We start from the raw sequence: 14,651 nt of genomic DNA on the forward strand, positions 1-14,651 counted from the left end.
CACCGCCCAACGATCACCCCTCGCCTATTTGCCGACCGACAACGTCGAACTCAACGTGAGATTGTCCGAAGCGTTGCCGACCATCACCTGATACTGCCCGCCAGCCGTCTTCCATTGTTGCGCGGTCGTATCCCACGTGCCGAGCGGATGGCTCGCCGCGTTCGGATCGATGACGATCTGCACCGTCTTCTTCTCCCCCGCCGCGAGCAGCACCTTCTGAAATCCGACCAGGCGCTTGGGAGGCTGTCCGAGGCCGGCAGGCAACGACAGATAAACCTGCGGAACTTCGGCACCGGCGACCTTGCCGCTATTCTCGACATCGACCTGCACCGTAATCGGCTTCGTGCCGTCGGAGGCTTGCGGCGTCACCTGCAATGCCGACAGCTTGAAACTCGTGTACGACAATCCGTGACCGAATGCGAACAGCGGCTTGACGTTCTGCGCGTCATACCAGCGATAACCGATCTGCAGTCCCTCCGAGTACGTGACGGTCGGAACGCCGTTGAGATTCACGCCGGGATACTGCGCGGGCGTATTCGCCGGCCAGTCGCCCGCGTTCTTCGGGAACGTCACGGGCAACTTGCCCGACGGATTCGCGATGCCGAACACGAGACCCGCCACGATATTGCCGTCCTCCTGACCCGGGAACCACGTTTCCAGAACGGCCGGAACCTGGTCGATCCACGGCATCAGCGCGGACGCGTTGTCCTTCATCACGACCGCTGCGTGCGGATTCGCGGCGGCGACGGCGGTGATGACCTGATCCTGGTTATTCGACAGCTCGATGCTCGGACGGTCGGCACCCTCCTCGGCAATCGTGCCGGCCAGCACGATGACCACGTCGGCCTTCTTTGCGGCGGCGACGGCGTCGGCGAGATTGCTGTTATCGTCGGCGACAATGGTGAGGTTTGCGGTCGCGCTCGATCCGAGTTGTTTCAGCGCATTCTGCACGCCTTCGAGCGGTGTGACCGTATAAAGAGGAATCACGTCGGAGCTGCCGCCGCAGCAGCCAGCGACGGCTTTGTTCGCATACGCCGCCTGCCCGATCAGCGCCACGGAATGCACGGTCTTGCTGTCGAAGGGCAGCACGTTATTCGTGTTCTTCAGCAAGACCGCCGACTGCTCGCCAATCGCGCGCGCGATGGCGCCGTCGCCGGTTGCGTCGATGGCCGTCTGCGTCACCGGCCGGTCGAAGATGCCCAGCTTGAACATCTGTGTATAACGGCGGCCGAGCGCGGTATCGATATCGGACTGTTTGATCTGCCCCGCTGTCAGCGCCGCGTTGATTTTCGGGGGCGTCCACCAGGTCGAGAGCGGCGGGACGTCGATGCCGGGCATTTCGTTGTCGAGACCGGCGAGCATCGTGTTGGCCGTGCTGTGCGCCGCGAAGAAGTCCGACTGCACGTAGCCGGTGAAGCCCCATTGACCGCGCAGCACGTCGGTGAGGATGTGCTTGTTCTCGCACATCGACGCACCGTTCACCGAATTGTACGAGCACATGACCGAGGCCACGCCGCTGTCCTTCACGGCCATCTCGAACGGCACCATATACAGTTCGTGCAAGGTTTTGTCGTCAATGTTCTCGTTGATTGTCATGCGATTCGTTTCCTGCTCGTTCGCAACGAGATGCTTCGCCATCGCGATCACGCCGTGCGACTGTATCGCCTTGATCTCGGCCACGCCCATCATGCCGCTCAGGATCGGGTCTTCGCCAAAGTATTCGAAGTTGCGGCCGAGCGTCGGATTGCGGGCCAGGTTCATGCCGGGACCTTCGAGGACATGCAGCGCGAGATTGCGCGACTCGCGCCCGATCACATCGCCGAACTGGCTCGCGACGGCAGTATCGAACGATGCCGCCACCGCCATGCCGGACGGAAGCGCGGTCGCCTTCGCCGAAGCAGGGCTCGACAGCGACGCGAGTGGCAGCCCCGGCAGATCAGGCGACACGCAATCGTTTTGCCCGACGCCGACAGGCCCGTTGGTCACGCGCAACGTCGGAATCTGCAGGTCGGGGATACCCGTGATGTGCCGGCTACCGTAGCAGGACGGAATCTCCGGCACCACGCCCGGCGATCCAGTGAGTTGCGCGATCTTTTGCTGCGGTGACATGGCCGCCAGAAGCAACGCCGTGCGCTGCTGGGGCGGCAACGATGTGTTCATCCACGCGTGCGCGTTCGCAGCCGTCGGCGTGCCTGCGTCGTTATGTCCGCCGCAACCGGCCGTGACGATCATCGCAACTACCGCGCTCAACAACGTTCGCTTCATCATCATTGCTCTCTCCTTTTAGTCATATAAAATGCTTGAATCGTCATCCTAATTAATCTGCCTTCATCGATCCGATTCTCGACTGAACAGCTTCTTTTACTTATGGCGATGCCACGTAACGTCGTACACTCGAACTATTCGCGCGGCGCGCCGCGCATCCGATCGTGTTGAACGTTTCCCCTATGAAAAAAACTTCGGCGACCATTCGCGATGTCGCGGCACTGTCAGGCGTCTCCGTTGCAACCGTGTCGAAATACATCAACGGCACCAAGCGTTTCACCGAGCCGGTCGAAGCGAAGCTCAAGGCGGCCATCGAGCAACTCGGCTACCAGTCGAATCCGCTCGCGCGCTCGATGGTCACGAAGCAGACGCGCACCATCGGCCTCACCATTCTCGACATCAGCAATCCGCACTTCACCAACGTCGTCAAGGGCGCGAACCGCGTGGCGCTCAAGCACGACTACACGCTGCTGCTCGTCGACGTCGATGAGAACCAGGCGCGCGAGCGGCCGCTCGTCGAGGCGCTCGCGCGCCGGGTCGACGGACTGATCCTCAGTTCGCGGCTGCCCGAAGAAGCATCGGACTGGCTGCTCGATCTCGACAAGCCTGTCGTGCTGCTCAGGCGCAGCGAGACGCTGCCCATCGCGAGCGTCGGCATCGACAATCGGCTTGCCACCTTCATGCTGACCCGGCATCTGCTCGATCTCGGCCATCGCGATTTTGCGTATCTCGGCTTCGGGCAGGCGCGCATCAACGACGAGCGGATCGCCGGCGTGCGCGATTGTCTCGCTCAGGCTGGCCTCGAACTCGACGTGCACGATGTTCATGCGCCGACTACCCGCGCGGGCGAGCAAGCCTGTTCGCGCGTGATGCTGGGGCCGCGCCGCCCTCAGGCGGTCATTTGCTACAACGATCTCATTGCATTCGGCTTCATCAAGGCGGCCACCGCGCTCGGCATCAACGTGCCTCGCGACGTGTCGGTGACCGGCATCGACAACGTTCCATACGGCGAGATTTCGGCACCGACTCTGACGAGCGTGGACACGCAAAGCGAAATGATGGGCGAGATCGCCATGCAGAAACTGATCGATGCGCTCGCGGGCAAGGAAGCGATCGAGCATGTGACCATCGAGCCGTGCCTCGTCGTGCGCGAATCGACCGCGCTCGCTGCCAAGCCCGCGAAAAAGACGCTTTGATATCGCGGAGCCAGCAGACGTGCGTCGAGTCGTGCGACGAGCTCGACGATCGCGGCAATGAAAAGCAGCGCGTGGGCGGCCAAGCGGCGCCGGTTCGCGATTCTTTGCATGAGGGTCTCCGCACGCCTTGCGCAATCACGAGGCGTGCATCTGGGAATAAGAGGATTTTTCCCAATATGTGTTTGGGAAAACGGTTACCCAGATTAACGAGTTTCGAGCAGGCTTACCAACGCTTTCGCCTAAGTGGTTTCCCTGAGTGAGTTCATCCCTTCGATCTGCCCGGTCCGCAAGTGAGTTTTTTCACTAAAGCGAGACCACCGCCAACGCGATGTCGGCCGCGTTATCGCGATATCCACATGCCAGCGCATGTCGATCGACGAGATTCACACCGCCGATGCGCCAGCCTCACTTTCACCCGTCGAATCAAGAACAGGCGGCGCAGTAACGATCGACTTGAGCGATGGCGTCGGTTGCGTGAGCTTCGAAAGATCCGGACGCGGGCGACGCAGCGCAGGCACGGCATCGAACGCCTGTTCGAACGCATGCGACACGGCGAGCGTCTTTCGGTCGCCACGGAACGGCCCGACGATCTGCAAGCCGAACGGCATGCCCGCATGATCGACGCCGCAGGGCAGCGAGAGCGCCGGATGCGTCGTGAGCGTGACCACGTACGTGAGTGCGAGCCAGCGGTAGTAGTTCTCCTGCGCGCGACCGTTGATCTGCGCCGCATACAGTTCCTGCCACGGGAACGGGGTAACCGGCGTCGTCGGCGAAAGGATCACGTCGTAACGCTCGAACGCGCTTTGGAAACGCCGGAAGATGCGCGTCTGCTCGGCTTGCGCCCACGCGCTGTCCGCGAGCGACATCGTCGCGCCCATCTCGTAGTTGGCGCGCGTGTTCGGCCCGAGCGCATTCGGATCGCGCGCATAGGCATCGCGCAGGCTCGCGACGAAGCTCTCCGCGCGAATCACGTCGAACGAGCGATGGACATCGCCCAGATCGAAGGTGACTTCCTCGCAACTTCGCACCATCGGCGCGATGGCGGCGATGCGCGAGCGGAATGTGGCGCGGATCGCATCGTCAACGTCGCAACTGCCGAAATCTTCGGTGTAGCCCACGCGCAGCGACGACAGATCGAGCGGTTCGAGCATCGCGAACGATAGAGAATCGACGGCGTAACTCAGCGGATCACTGGTCGAGAAGCCGGCGGTCGCGGCGAGTTGCAGCGCAGTTTCGGCGACCGTGCGTCCCATCGGACCGACGACCGAGAGCGGCGTCCAGCCGAGCAGCCGTCGCGAATTGGGCACGAGTCCCGGCGACGGCCGGAAGCCGACCACACCGCATTTCGACGCTGGAATGCGCAGCGACCCGCCCGTGTCCGATCCGGTGCAGACCGGCAGCATGTCGCAGGCCAGCGCCGCCGCCGATCCGCCCGACGAGCCGCCCGCGTTCAGTTGCGGATTGAAGGGATTGCCGGTCGCGCCCCATACCGCGTTGCGCGTGTTCGCACCCGCGCCGAGTTCGGGCACGTTCGTCTTCGCCACCAGGATCGCACCGGCGGCGCGCAGGCGTTCGACCAGCACGACGTCACGCGAAGGCACGTTGCCGCGCGACATCGGCGAGCCGTAGGTGGTGAGAAGTCCAGCCGTATCTTCGAGATCCTTCACGCCGAGCGGGAGGCCGTGCAGCAATCCGAGCGGCTCGCCATTCGATACCGCGCGCTCCGCGGCCTTCGCGGCTTCGCGCGCCGCTTCGAAGCAGGTTGCCGTCACGGCGTTCACGGCCGGGTTGATCGCTTCGATGCGCGCGATGCAGGCGTCGAGCAGTTCAACCGGCGAGAGCTCCCGCGCTCCGATCATGCGGCGGAGTTCGACGGCCGTGCGGCTCACGAGATCGGCGATGTCATTCATGGCTGGCTGTCATGGTGGATGGCGAATGGAAGGGAGCCGCAGAGCCGGAACCGCTCGCCAAGGTGCAATCGAGCGAAAGGCTCGCTACGCAGATGAAAATCATTGATTAATTAAATCGCCCACTCCATCGCACCGCGTGGAATGCAGTCACAAAAATGCAGTGGGCTCGAACATCAATGTCCCGCTTCCTCGACGGTCAAATTGTTCTTGACCGACGACACGCCCGGAACCCCCTCAGCAACTTTCGCTGCAAGATCTATCTGCGTCTGATCGGGAGCCATTCCCACCAACGTTACCTTGCCGCCACGAGCGACGGCGTGAACGTCGGCAGATTCCAGACCCTTTTGCTTGTACAACGTCGTCTGAACTTTCTTCGCCAGTTGCCGATCCGCTGCCCTAACTGACGATTTGGTTGCGCCGGCCTCTTGCGCACCAACAACGGGAACAGTAGCGACGATAGCGCTGACGGCTACCAGAGCGGCAAGGTAGGTGTTGATTGATTTCATCTCTTCTCCTTAAGAAGGAAGTAGCAAAACTGCTTGGGAACGACGCAAAAGATCACAGGTCATGACACGCTGTGTGACGAAAAGTGCGCAAACTGGCGTTGATGACCTGCAGCCACGACATTCGGGCAAACGAATTGTAAGCTCTTATTGTGGGTTGTACAGTGACGCGGGCTGGTCGTGGGGTAAGGCCAACGTACTTCCGATGAGCGTAAGCACGGTTTGAGGCGTGTCGCGCTGTGGCGTTGCATCTGGCAACAGCGTTGCTCCACGATGCAACAACGCGCCGGCTTTTCGCTTCGGCACTTCAACGCAATGCGCGAGCAATGCAATGATCTTCAGCGCTCGGCACAGAGTTTGCGTCGAGAGACCGGCCGTGCCTCTTGCACGGACTTCGACGCAAACTTTTTAATCCAGGGAGACAACCATGCAGTGGACCACACCCGCCTTCACCGACTTGCGCTTCGGCTTTGAAATCACGATGTATATCGCCGTTCGCTAACGCGTTCAACAGCCGCTTGCGCATCCACCTCAGGCATGCGCGGCGGCACCACCGATACGATTCAGTAATTGAAAAACCCCGCTGCCAACATCGGCTAGCGGGGTTGTCTAACGCCTACGGCGTCTATTGCGAGTTACCGGCGTTAAGCGGTGTCGCGGAAGCGCGCGCGGCGTCGGCCGTGAGCTTGGAGCCGCCCGCGCTATAGCCGTTCGAGAACAACAGAAACGCCATGATGTCCGCGTATTCCTCGTCCTTCATCTTGCCCGGCCGGTCCGCGGGCATGTTCGTCGCCATGTAGCCATAGATGCCGCCGATCGTCAGATGGGCGTCCTTCGCCGGCGCGAACGATGGGCCCCGCAGCGCAGGCGCATTGACGCCGCCGAGATCGGCCCCATGACACTTCGCGCACGCGCTTGAGTACAACTTCTTGCCATGCGCGACCTGGCCCTTGTCGAAGGAAGGAACATCGCCACCCGCGGCAGCGACCTTCACGAAACCTCCGGTTTCCAAAGACGTAGCGCTCGCCAGAACGCCCGATCGGCGGATGCCAGTCGAACGCACCGGGCCGTCGAGATACGCGTATTTCGTCGATGATGCCTGCGCTGTACGCGCGCTATCGGGCAAGGCCCACGCATCGGTCAACGCAGTCAGCCGGCCGTCCGCGGCCATTTTCGTGAGCGCCGCATCGATGCGCGGCTGAAGTGCGGCGTTCTTCGCACCGAATGCGAAGACGAGCCGCCACTCCGCATACGGAGACGTCGTCGCCGACACGTTGAAGCGCTGTTTCGGATGGTCGAGCGTATAGGCGACCACAGCCGGATACCAGACTATCGCGCGTGTTGCATGCCCCGTCGCGACCGCCTCCACCGTTCGCTCGGGCGTATTTTCCAGGTCCAGCTTGACGTCTTGTTCCTGGACCGCGATGAGCTGCGCAGGGCTCGCATACGTGGCGGCAACCACGTTTGCGCGCCCTCGCTGCGCGACCGGATCGACCGTTGTCACGCTGACATAGCCTGAGCGCAGATAATCCCGGGACAAGACCATCGCGTCGCCCGAGCCATCGGCGACCGACGACTGCGGGAAGCCGGCAATCGCATCGCAACTGCGCCCGAGCGTCTTGTGGAGTTCCTTGAGGGAAACGCCGTCATCGTCGCCCTCCCCGATTCCATCTTCGATGATCGATGCGGCGATGCCCGCGGTCTTGAACGCCTCCCGTGCGACCGCACGGTCCAGCGCCGCCGAAGGGCTTCCGGGAAACGTACACACGCGTACGCCGGCAATGGACGTCGTTGGCACGAGCGCAGCGCCGGCCACGAGCAGGCTGGCGGCTGCGGCCTGATGCAGATAAGTTTTCATGATGGGACTTCCGAAATAGGCTTGAGACATGAGGCTTGAGGCGTCATGCTGGCTCGCCCGCGTTGCACGGGCAAGCCAGCGCGCGATGTCGCGAATCAGCTGTGGTTAAGCGCGAACACGTACAGCGTTCCGCCGACCGGGATCTTCTCGGCGGCCTTCGCCATCGGGCCGCCCCAGATCGGGTTGGCGCCGCCGTAACCGGCCAGAATGGCCACGTATTGCTTGCCCCCGATCTCGAACACCGAAGGCTGCGCAATGATGCCGCTCGCGAGTTTCGGGCTTTGCCAGAGCACCTTGCCGGTCGCTTCATCGAAGGCCAACAGGTGCCCGTCCAGCGAGCCGCTGAACGCAAGACCCCCGGCCGTCGTCGCGACACCGCCGTTCCATGGCAACTTCGACCAGTGGCTCCAGACCTTCTTGCCCGTATTGACGTCGATTGCCTGCAGCTCACCGTATCCCTGGCTGCCCGGTTCGGGCTTGATCTCGAATCCTTCGCCCAGGTAGGGAAGTCCCTTCATGTACGTGACCGATTTGCCGGACAGCGTCATGCACGCGTGCAGCGAAGGAACGATGGCAAGGTGTTTTTCCGGATCGTACGACGTGGACCACCAGTTCTTGCCGCCGAGGAAGCTCGGGCACGTCTCGATCGTCGTGCCCACTTTCGGGTACTTCGTTTCGTCCTGGATCGGCGCGCCTTCCGCCGTGTAGCCCGTGACCGAAGTCGCTCTGACGAACGGCTTCGCGTAGATCAGCTTGCCATTGCTTCGGTCGATCGCATGGAAGTATCCGTTGCGGTCCGCGTGAATGACGGCATCGTAGTCCTTGTTCTCGTAGTTGATCTTGGCCAGCACCGGCGTATTGACGCCGTCGTAATCCCACGTGTCGTGCCGCGTGTATTGATAGTGCCACTTGATATCGCCGGATTTCGGGTCCATCGCCAGCAGCGAATTCGAGTAAAGGTTGTCACCGGGCCGCAGATCCGCGAGCCACGGTCCGGGGTTGCCGACGCCCCAGAACAAGGTCTTCGATGCCGGATCGTAGGTCCCCGTCAACCACGCCGGGGCGCCGCCGTGTTCCTGCGTGCCGTCAGGCCACGTATCGCCATGCTTTTCGCCCGCGCCCGGCACGGTATAGCGTTTCCACAGGACGTTGCCATCGTCGGGATTGAGCGCCGCGATGAAACCCCGCGCGCCGTACTCACCCCCCGCGCTGCCGACCACGAGCGCACCGTCGAGCGCAAGCGGAGCCAGCGAGAACGCGTAGCCGACGCCCGGCTCGAACATCTGCTTCTTCCACACGACCGCACCCGTCTGCGCATCCAGCGCGGCGACCTCGCCACTGAGCATCGCGACGTAGACGTTCTTGCCGTAGAGCGCGACGCCCCGGTTGATCACGTCGCAACACGCGGTCTTGAAGGATTCGGCGCCCAGCTTGGGTTCGTATTTCCAGAGTTGCTTGCCCGTCGCGGCATCGAATGCATAGACGTTGTCCTTGGGCGTCGTGACGAACATGAGCCGTCCGTTGACGAGCGGCGTCGCCTCGAAGCCCTGCTTGAGCTCGGCGGGAAACTTGTAGCTCCACACCTGCTTGAGGTTCTTGACGTTCGACGTCGTGATCTGCTTGAGCGGCGAATGGGCGTGGCCGTCATAGGTACGGTAGTAGGTGAGCCATCCCGGATCGCTCTGTGCCTGCGTGAGGCGGTCATAAGTGACCGGCGGATAATCGTCGGCCGCGCCTGCCGCCGCACTGAACGTCAGACCGACGGCCACAGCAATGCCGATCGCAGACGCCGCTGCCAGCGTAATGGAACCTACACGTGTTTTCATCCCTGTCTCCTGGTGAACAGTCGACGCGATGCTGGTCGCGTCTTTTGTGTCTTGTGGGTATGGATGTGCTGCGCGACGAATAAGGCAAATCGCATGCCATCGCTTTGAACACGGCCTCGCCGGGCGGCGCGCTATGCGTGGCGCGCCAACGAATACGCGTTAGTCAGCGTTGCTGGCCGCGTGACAGTGGGCGTGAGGTGTTGTGTCTTGGTACAGTGAACGAGAGAGGTGTTACTCGATGGCGCAGCTTCGATTTGCCTTGCAGGCACGGCTGTACTGCGGAGAGGTCTCGACGAGGCGCATGCGCCCGAGAATGCGACAGCGCCTTTCGCCGCCGCTAGGGAGCCGATCCAGCAGGAGCGGCCGACGCTTTCTTTTGTTCGATCTTGCGCTGCGCGTTCTGTATGTTCTGCGGATAGTCGCGGTCTTTGAGGGTCGACCGGTACCCGTTCGCTCGCAATTCGGTCAGTTCAGCGTCCCGCCGCGCCCGGCGCGCGTCGCGGTCCTCCTGCTGTGATTGCGCTGCACCCGGAATCCACAGAGCCGCGAGCAATACACATGTGATGCGTGCCGCCGGTTTCGCGCACGACTCATTCATCATGACCTCCTCGACGCATGCCTTCATCGCTGCGGTTGCGCGATTCGGCCATATCGGTGGCCTCGCCGTTCGGCAGCACTGACATGCACGATACCATCACGACGGGGGCAACCGTTGGCTGCGCGGTCCGGTGGAACAGGAAAATGACACCCTCGTCGAGACTATGTCCAGCGTCTCATTCAAGCGCGCCCAGATAGGCGTTCTGAAGCACGTCCTGATCATGGAACCGGTTATGCCTAGCGATTGGTCTCAGGAGAAAGCTGAATGATGTAACGCGACGGAATTGCGCTTGCACGGCAGCGCTTTTACGTCGAGCACGATGTCGGTACTGGCTGCGTCGTCACTATTACGCCGATCCGGAAAGCGCGTATCGACTTCGCGGCCGACCATGAGACGAATCAGCGACGCGCGGTCGAGGTCCGCCACCTTGCGCGTGCAGACCGATCGACCGTCTTTCAAGATCGTGCAGGTGTCGCAGAGGTCGAAGATTTCATCCATCCGATGCGACACATAGAGGATCGTCACGCCGTTGCGTGAGAGCGTCCGCACGACGTTGTAGAGCAGCGTCATCTCGTGATCGGATAGCGTCGCGGACGGTTCGTCCATGATCAGCACGCGCGCCGAAACCGCAAGCGCCCTGGCGATCCCGACGAGTTGTTGCTCGGCCACCGACAGCGTGCTGACACCCCTGCGCACGTCGGTCGGTGCGCCGATGCGCGCGAGCAGCGCCTTCGTTTCGCTGCGCATGGATGCGCCATCGAGGAACCCGCGCGTGATCCGTTCGCGGCCCAGAAAGATGTTCTCGGCGACGCTCAACGCGGGAATCAGGTTGAATTCCTGATAGATCGTCGATACGCCTGCAGCGACCGCCTCGCTCGGCGATGCCGGTGCGTAGGCCGCGCCATCGAGTACGAGTTCGCCTCCGTCGGGAGCGGTCGCGCCGTTCAGGACCTTGATCAACGTCGATTTACCAGCCCCGTTTTCGCCGACGAGCGCATGCACCGATCCCTTGCTGCATGAGAATTCCACGCGATGCAACGCCCGTACGCCGGGGTACGTCTTGCTGATTCCCTTCACTTCCGGAGCGTTCATGGACGGCCTCTTCTGCGCGTTGGTGACGATGGATTGGCTCAGGCGATCTGCAACTGAACCTTCAGGACACTCTTGTCTTCAGCCAGTCGCTTGAACGCGGCCTGAACGTCATCGAGCCGATAGATCGTGGTGAGGAACGGCGCGACATCCACGCGTCGATAGCCGAGCAACGTGGCCGCTCCGTGCATGTCGTCGCCCATGCCGGCGACACTGCCTTGCACGCCCTGTTCGCGCAGCACAAAGTCGAGCGCGGTGATCCTGAACGTGTGGCCCGGTTTGGCGAGACCGAACGCAATCACGCGGCCTCCGGGACGGATCAGCGTGAACGCCTGCTCATAAAGTTCGGTCGAATCGACGCTTTCGATCGCGACATCAACGCCACTGCCATCTGTCGCCGCGCGCACGGTGGCATCGATCTGCGCGGGATCGGTCACGACGAAATCCGCGCCCAGTTCTTTCGCGAGGGCCGCGCGCTGCGCATTCGGCTCGACGACGATCACGGGTGCCGCGTCCGCGCGCACCGCCAATTGCATGTGCATCTGGCCGATGGGACCGGCGCCGATCACCAGCACGAGCAAGCATGGAGAAACCCTGCGATTCGGTTTGCAAGTGCAGGGAGTCGGAAAGAGCTCGATCAAAATGCGCCTGACGGCGCGCGTCGGTGCGGAATTGCGCGCGAAGATCGATCAGACGGTGGTACTGTTTTCGCTTGAGAATCGATGCAAGGTCGAGGTGCCCGCGGAGCTTAAACAAAAGATGCTGCGGTTCGCGCCCGAAGAGTAAGCACCCTTACCAACTGACGACGTCATTCACCGCCGCTCCGCCCGATGCCGGTACATGCACCATTCGATTGCCCCCACCCGCCACGTTTTCCCACGTCACGCTGCCATCGGAATTCTTGCGGTAGTACTTGTATTGAACGCTCGTCGCCGCCGCGAGATTCAACGCGTTGTTCCAGACCGGGTAGCCTGCCGGATCGAGCGGCAAGCCAAGGTCGGTGTTCCAGTCCCCGAGCGCTGCCGCATCGCCGGTAACGTAGACGTATTGCCCCGGCTGTGTAGTGGCATTCACGCCAAACGTGACGCCCGTCTCGCCGCTCGACGGCGGCACCAAGCAATTGGCGTAGCGCGCACACACGATCACCGGGATATCGACCACCCTGCCCGCGCGGATCGATGCCAGCAAGCTGATGTATTCGCCCATCGCCCAGTTGAGCGGCGCCATCGATCCGGTCGGCGCGCCGACTGTCACGCCCGTCGGCGTCACCACTTGCCAGTTGTCGGGCAGCGTCGTGGTCTTCGTCCAGATCTGCTCGGGGATGAAGCCCTCGGGCGTAGCATAGGTCCTGATCGCTTCGAGATACGGCGCGCCGCTGCTGCCGGTTCCACTTCTCGCGATGCTGTACATGCCGCGCTCGGCGGTAAAGATGGGCCACGCGCGTCCGACACCGGTCCCGTCAAAGTTGCTGCCGTCGTTGTGCTCGCCGTAGCCGTCGAAGTTGTAGCGGAACCACGCCTGGTTCGCGTCCTTGATCGTTGTCGCGAGCACAGCGTCGTAGACCGCGAGCGTGCTTACGATCGTCGGATCGTCGGCGCGCTTGACGCCCATGCGGACCAGTTCGAGAAAGCCGCCATCGACGACCGCGCGCTCGTCCCGCGTGCCGCCGCCGTTCTTGACGAGGTAGTTCTGCCCCGAGTCGGGATAGCTCGCCGGCTCGAAAACCCGCGGGCCGCTGCCCGATCGGCCCATGCTCGCCGGATTGATGCGGACGTAGTATCGGCCGCTGCCGTAGAAGCCATTGCTCGTGAAGGTCCAGCGCGTCACGTTCTGCTGCCAGTAATCGGCGGCGCTGAGATATTTGCCGGCACGCGCGACGTCGCCGTTCTCCCCGGCGATGCGCGCGGCGGCGACTAGCCCCGCGACTTCGGCGGCGATCGTCGAAGGCGAATAGCCGGCGTTCTCTTCCCAGCGATCCTGATACGTCCACGGCCCCGTACCGAGAATGTAGTCGGCGGTCAGCCGGATCTGCGGCCACAACGCGTTATACACGCCCGGACCCAGCCGCCACGCGAGGAGGATCGGCATCGCCTGCTCGTCCATCTGCGTGCCCTGCCAGTACGGCCAGCCGCTGACCCACGAATTCTGCGGAAAGCGGCCGGTCCGGCTGAATCCTTGAGAACAGCCGTCCGCATCGTATTCGGCCTTGCCGCAGTCGGTTTTTTGCTGCTGCGTGTCGAAGAGATAATGGACGACGGTAGCCGGTGTCGCCGTATCGCCCGCCGTGATCAGCGCATTGGCGAACTTGAATAGATCGCGCGACCACACGAGGTGATAGCCGCCGATGTTGCCCTCGCCCTGCGTCTCGCCCCAAGGCGTGCCGATGCCCGCGATCATCGCGCCGTTGCTCTTGTCCTGCATGGTCTTGAGCGTCATCGCGGCGAGGTAATACTCATCGTCGGCGCTGCCGCCCTGCGTCGAGAGGCCCGCAGTGTATGTATGCCACGCGGTGTCGTATTGGCTGCGCAGGCTGTCGAGGTCGTCGCCGAGCGTGCCGGAGGCGGTCTGCATCGCGCCGTTCGCTGACGCGCTGTCGAACGACAGCACCACGTTGAACGAAATGCTGCTCGAGTTGGCGTCGCCCGTGTCGAGCCAGCCCATCTGCGCGACGTTGCCGCCCGTCGCCGATGAATAAGTCCAGTCCATCTTCCTGTCCGGCACCGCGCTGCCGAGAAGATCGGTCCAGCCATCACTTTGCGCGACGAAGCCGTTCGATACCATCATCGTTCCGCCCTGCACTTTCCACGGCAACGACACTGCGAGCGCCGAATAGCGCGCGTTACGGTGGCCGACGAGCATCGTCCAGCCATTGGCGGCGGTCGCGGTCCATGCGGTGTTGCCCGAGCCGGAATTGTCGAGATGCGGCTTGAACAGCAGATACAGATTGTGGTCGGAGAGACGCGTGCCGTTCAGTGCGTGGAACGTCACGCGCTCGATCAGTGAATGGCGCCTGGGATCGCTGTAGACGGTCTTGTCGATCGCCCAGTTGTGCGCGCTGTTGCCCGTCGTCACTTGCCAGCTCATCGTGCGCGAATCGGTTTGCGCAGCCTTGTACGACTGAAGCTTTTCCTCATCGACGGATGCGCTGCCTGCATCGCCGACAAGGAACTGCAGATCGACCGATTCCGTCGTGTCGAGGACCGGGTAATAGACCTCCGAAACGATGCCACGATACCCGGTGAAATACACTTGCGAAGCCGATGTCAGCGCCGTCCCGAGAAACGACTTGCGCGCCGGACCATGCAGCGCCGTTGCGCCCGGACTGCCGAATGCTTCACCGGTCGTTTGCGCGTACACCGCGCCGAACACCGATGCGGCCAGCACCGCGAAACCCCACCGAAGCATG

General features: G+C 62.5%; 12 protein-coding genes. 3 read left to right on the forward strand and 9 right to left on the reverse strand.

Features of this window, described 5'->3' with window-relative positions; translation table 11 throughout:
* Nucleotides 1-24: 24 nt before the first annotated feature.
* Nucleotides 25-2,271, reverse strand: coding sequence for a beta-glucosidase family protein (locus AWB67_RS06690; RefSeq protein WP_087655455.1), 2,247 nt, complete (start codon nt 2,269-2,271; stop codon nt 25-27).
* Between the two features lie 176 nt (nt 2,272-2,447).
* On the opposite strand from AWB67_RS06690, the gene AWB67_RS06695 reads away from it, so the two are divergent.
* Complete coding sequence (locus AWB67_RS06695) at nt 2,448-3,461, forward strand: LacI family DNA-binding transcriptional regulator (RefSeq protein WP_087655456.1); 1,014 nt, start codon at nt 2,448-2,450, stop codon at nt 3,459-3,461.
* 383 nt (nt 3,462-3,844) lie between these two features.
* On the opposite strand, the gene AWB67_RS06700 is transcribed toward AWB67_RS06695, so the two are convergent.
* Both AWB67_RS06700 and AWB67_RS06705 read right to left on the reverse strand, forming a co-directional pair.
* Nucleotides 3,845-5,371: an amidase gene (locus AWB67_RS06700; protein ID WP_087655457.1), complete on the reverse strand. Its 1,527-nt coding sequence runs from the start codon at nt 5,369-5,371 to the stop codon at nt 3,845-3,847.
* 173 nt (nt 5,372-5,544) lie between these two features.
* Entirely contained in the window at nt 5,545-5,877 is a 333-nt protein-coding gene (locus tag AWB67_RS06705; protein WP_087655458.1) for a BON domain-containing protein, read from the reverse strand.
* Nucleotides 5,878-6,301: 424 nt separating this feature from the next.
* Between AWB67_RS06705 and pqqA the strand changes: the two genes are divergently transcribed.
* Nucleotides 6,302-6,376: a pyrroloquinoline quinone precursor peptide PqqA gene (gene pqqA, locus AWB67_RS06710; RefSeq protein WP_087655517.1), complete on the forward strand. Its 75-nt coding sequence runs from the start codon at nt 6,302-6,304 to the stop codon at nt 6,374-6,376.
* A 123-nt stretch (nt 6,377-6,499) separates the two neighbouring features.
* Here pqqA and AWB67_RS06715 read toward each other — a convergent pair whose 3' ends face one another.
* From AWB67_RS06715 to AWB67_RS06735, 5 genes are all read right to left on the reverse strand, one after another.
* A complete protein-coding gene (locus AWB67_RS06715) occupies nt 6,500-7,732 on the reverse strand; it encodes a c-type cytochrome (RefSeq protein WP_087655459.1) in 1,233 nt (410 codons plus the stop codon).
* 95 nt (nt 7,733-7,827) lie between these two features.
* Nucleotides 7,828-9,558 carry a methanol/ethanol family PQQ-dependent dehydrogenase gene (locus AWB67_RS06720; protein ID WP_087655460.1) on the reverse strand — a complete coding sequence of 577 codons (1,731 nt, stop codon included), beginning with the start codon at nt 9,556-9,558 and terminating at the stop codon, nt 7,828-7,830.
* Between the two features lie 337 nt (nt 9,559-9,895).
* Nucleotides 9,896-10,183, reverse strand: coding sequence for a DUF4148 domain-containing protein (locus tag AWB67_RS06725; protein WP_087655461.1), 288 nt, complete (start codon nt 10,181-10,183; stop codon nt 9,896-9,898).
* 222 nt (nt 10,184-10,405) lie between these two features.
* Nucleotides 10,406-11,248: an ATP-binding cassette domain-containing protein gene (locus AWB67_RS06730; protein ID WP_087655462.1), complete on the reverse strand. Its 843-nt coding sequence runs from the start codon at nt 11,246-11,248 to the stop codon at nt 10,406-10,408.
* A gap of 38 nt (nt 11,249-11,286) precedes the next feature.
* Nucleotides 11,287-11,820, reverse strand: a complete 534-nt coding sequence (locus AWB67_RS06735) for a zinc-binding dehydrogenase (protein WP_125477560.1) — start codon at nt 11,818-11,820, stop codon at nt 11,287-11,289.
* A gap of 67 nt (nt 11,821-11,887) precedes the next feature.
* On the opposite strand from AWB67_RS06735, the gene AWB67_RS41755 reads away from it, so the two are divergent.
* On the forward strand, nt 11,888-12,031 hold the full coding sequence (locus tag AWB67_RS41755; protein ID WP_235025057.1) for a hypothetical protein: 144 nt from the start codon (nt 11,888-11,890) through the stop codon (nt 12,029-12,031).
* A 6-nt stretch (nt 12,032-12,037) separates the two neighbouring features.
* Here the strand turns inward: AWB67_RS41755 and AWB67_RS06745 are convergent, their stop codons facing one another.
* The gene (locus AWB67_RS06745) at nt 12,038-14,650 is read right to left on the reverse strand and encodes a glycoside hydrolase family 15 protein (RefSeq protein WP_087655518.1); all 2,613 of its coding nucleotides are present in this window, start codon (nt 14,648-14,650) and stop codon (nt 12,038-12,040) included.
* Nucleotide 14,651 lies beyond the last annotated feature (1 nt).

Source organism: Caballeronia terrestris (assembly GCF_001544515.1).
Taxonomy (GTDB): Bacteria; Pseudomonadota; Gammaproteobacteria; order Burkholderiales; family Burkholderiaceae; genus Caballeronia; species Caballeronia terrestris.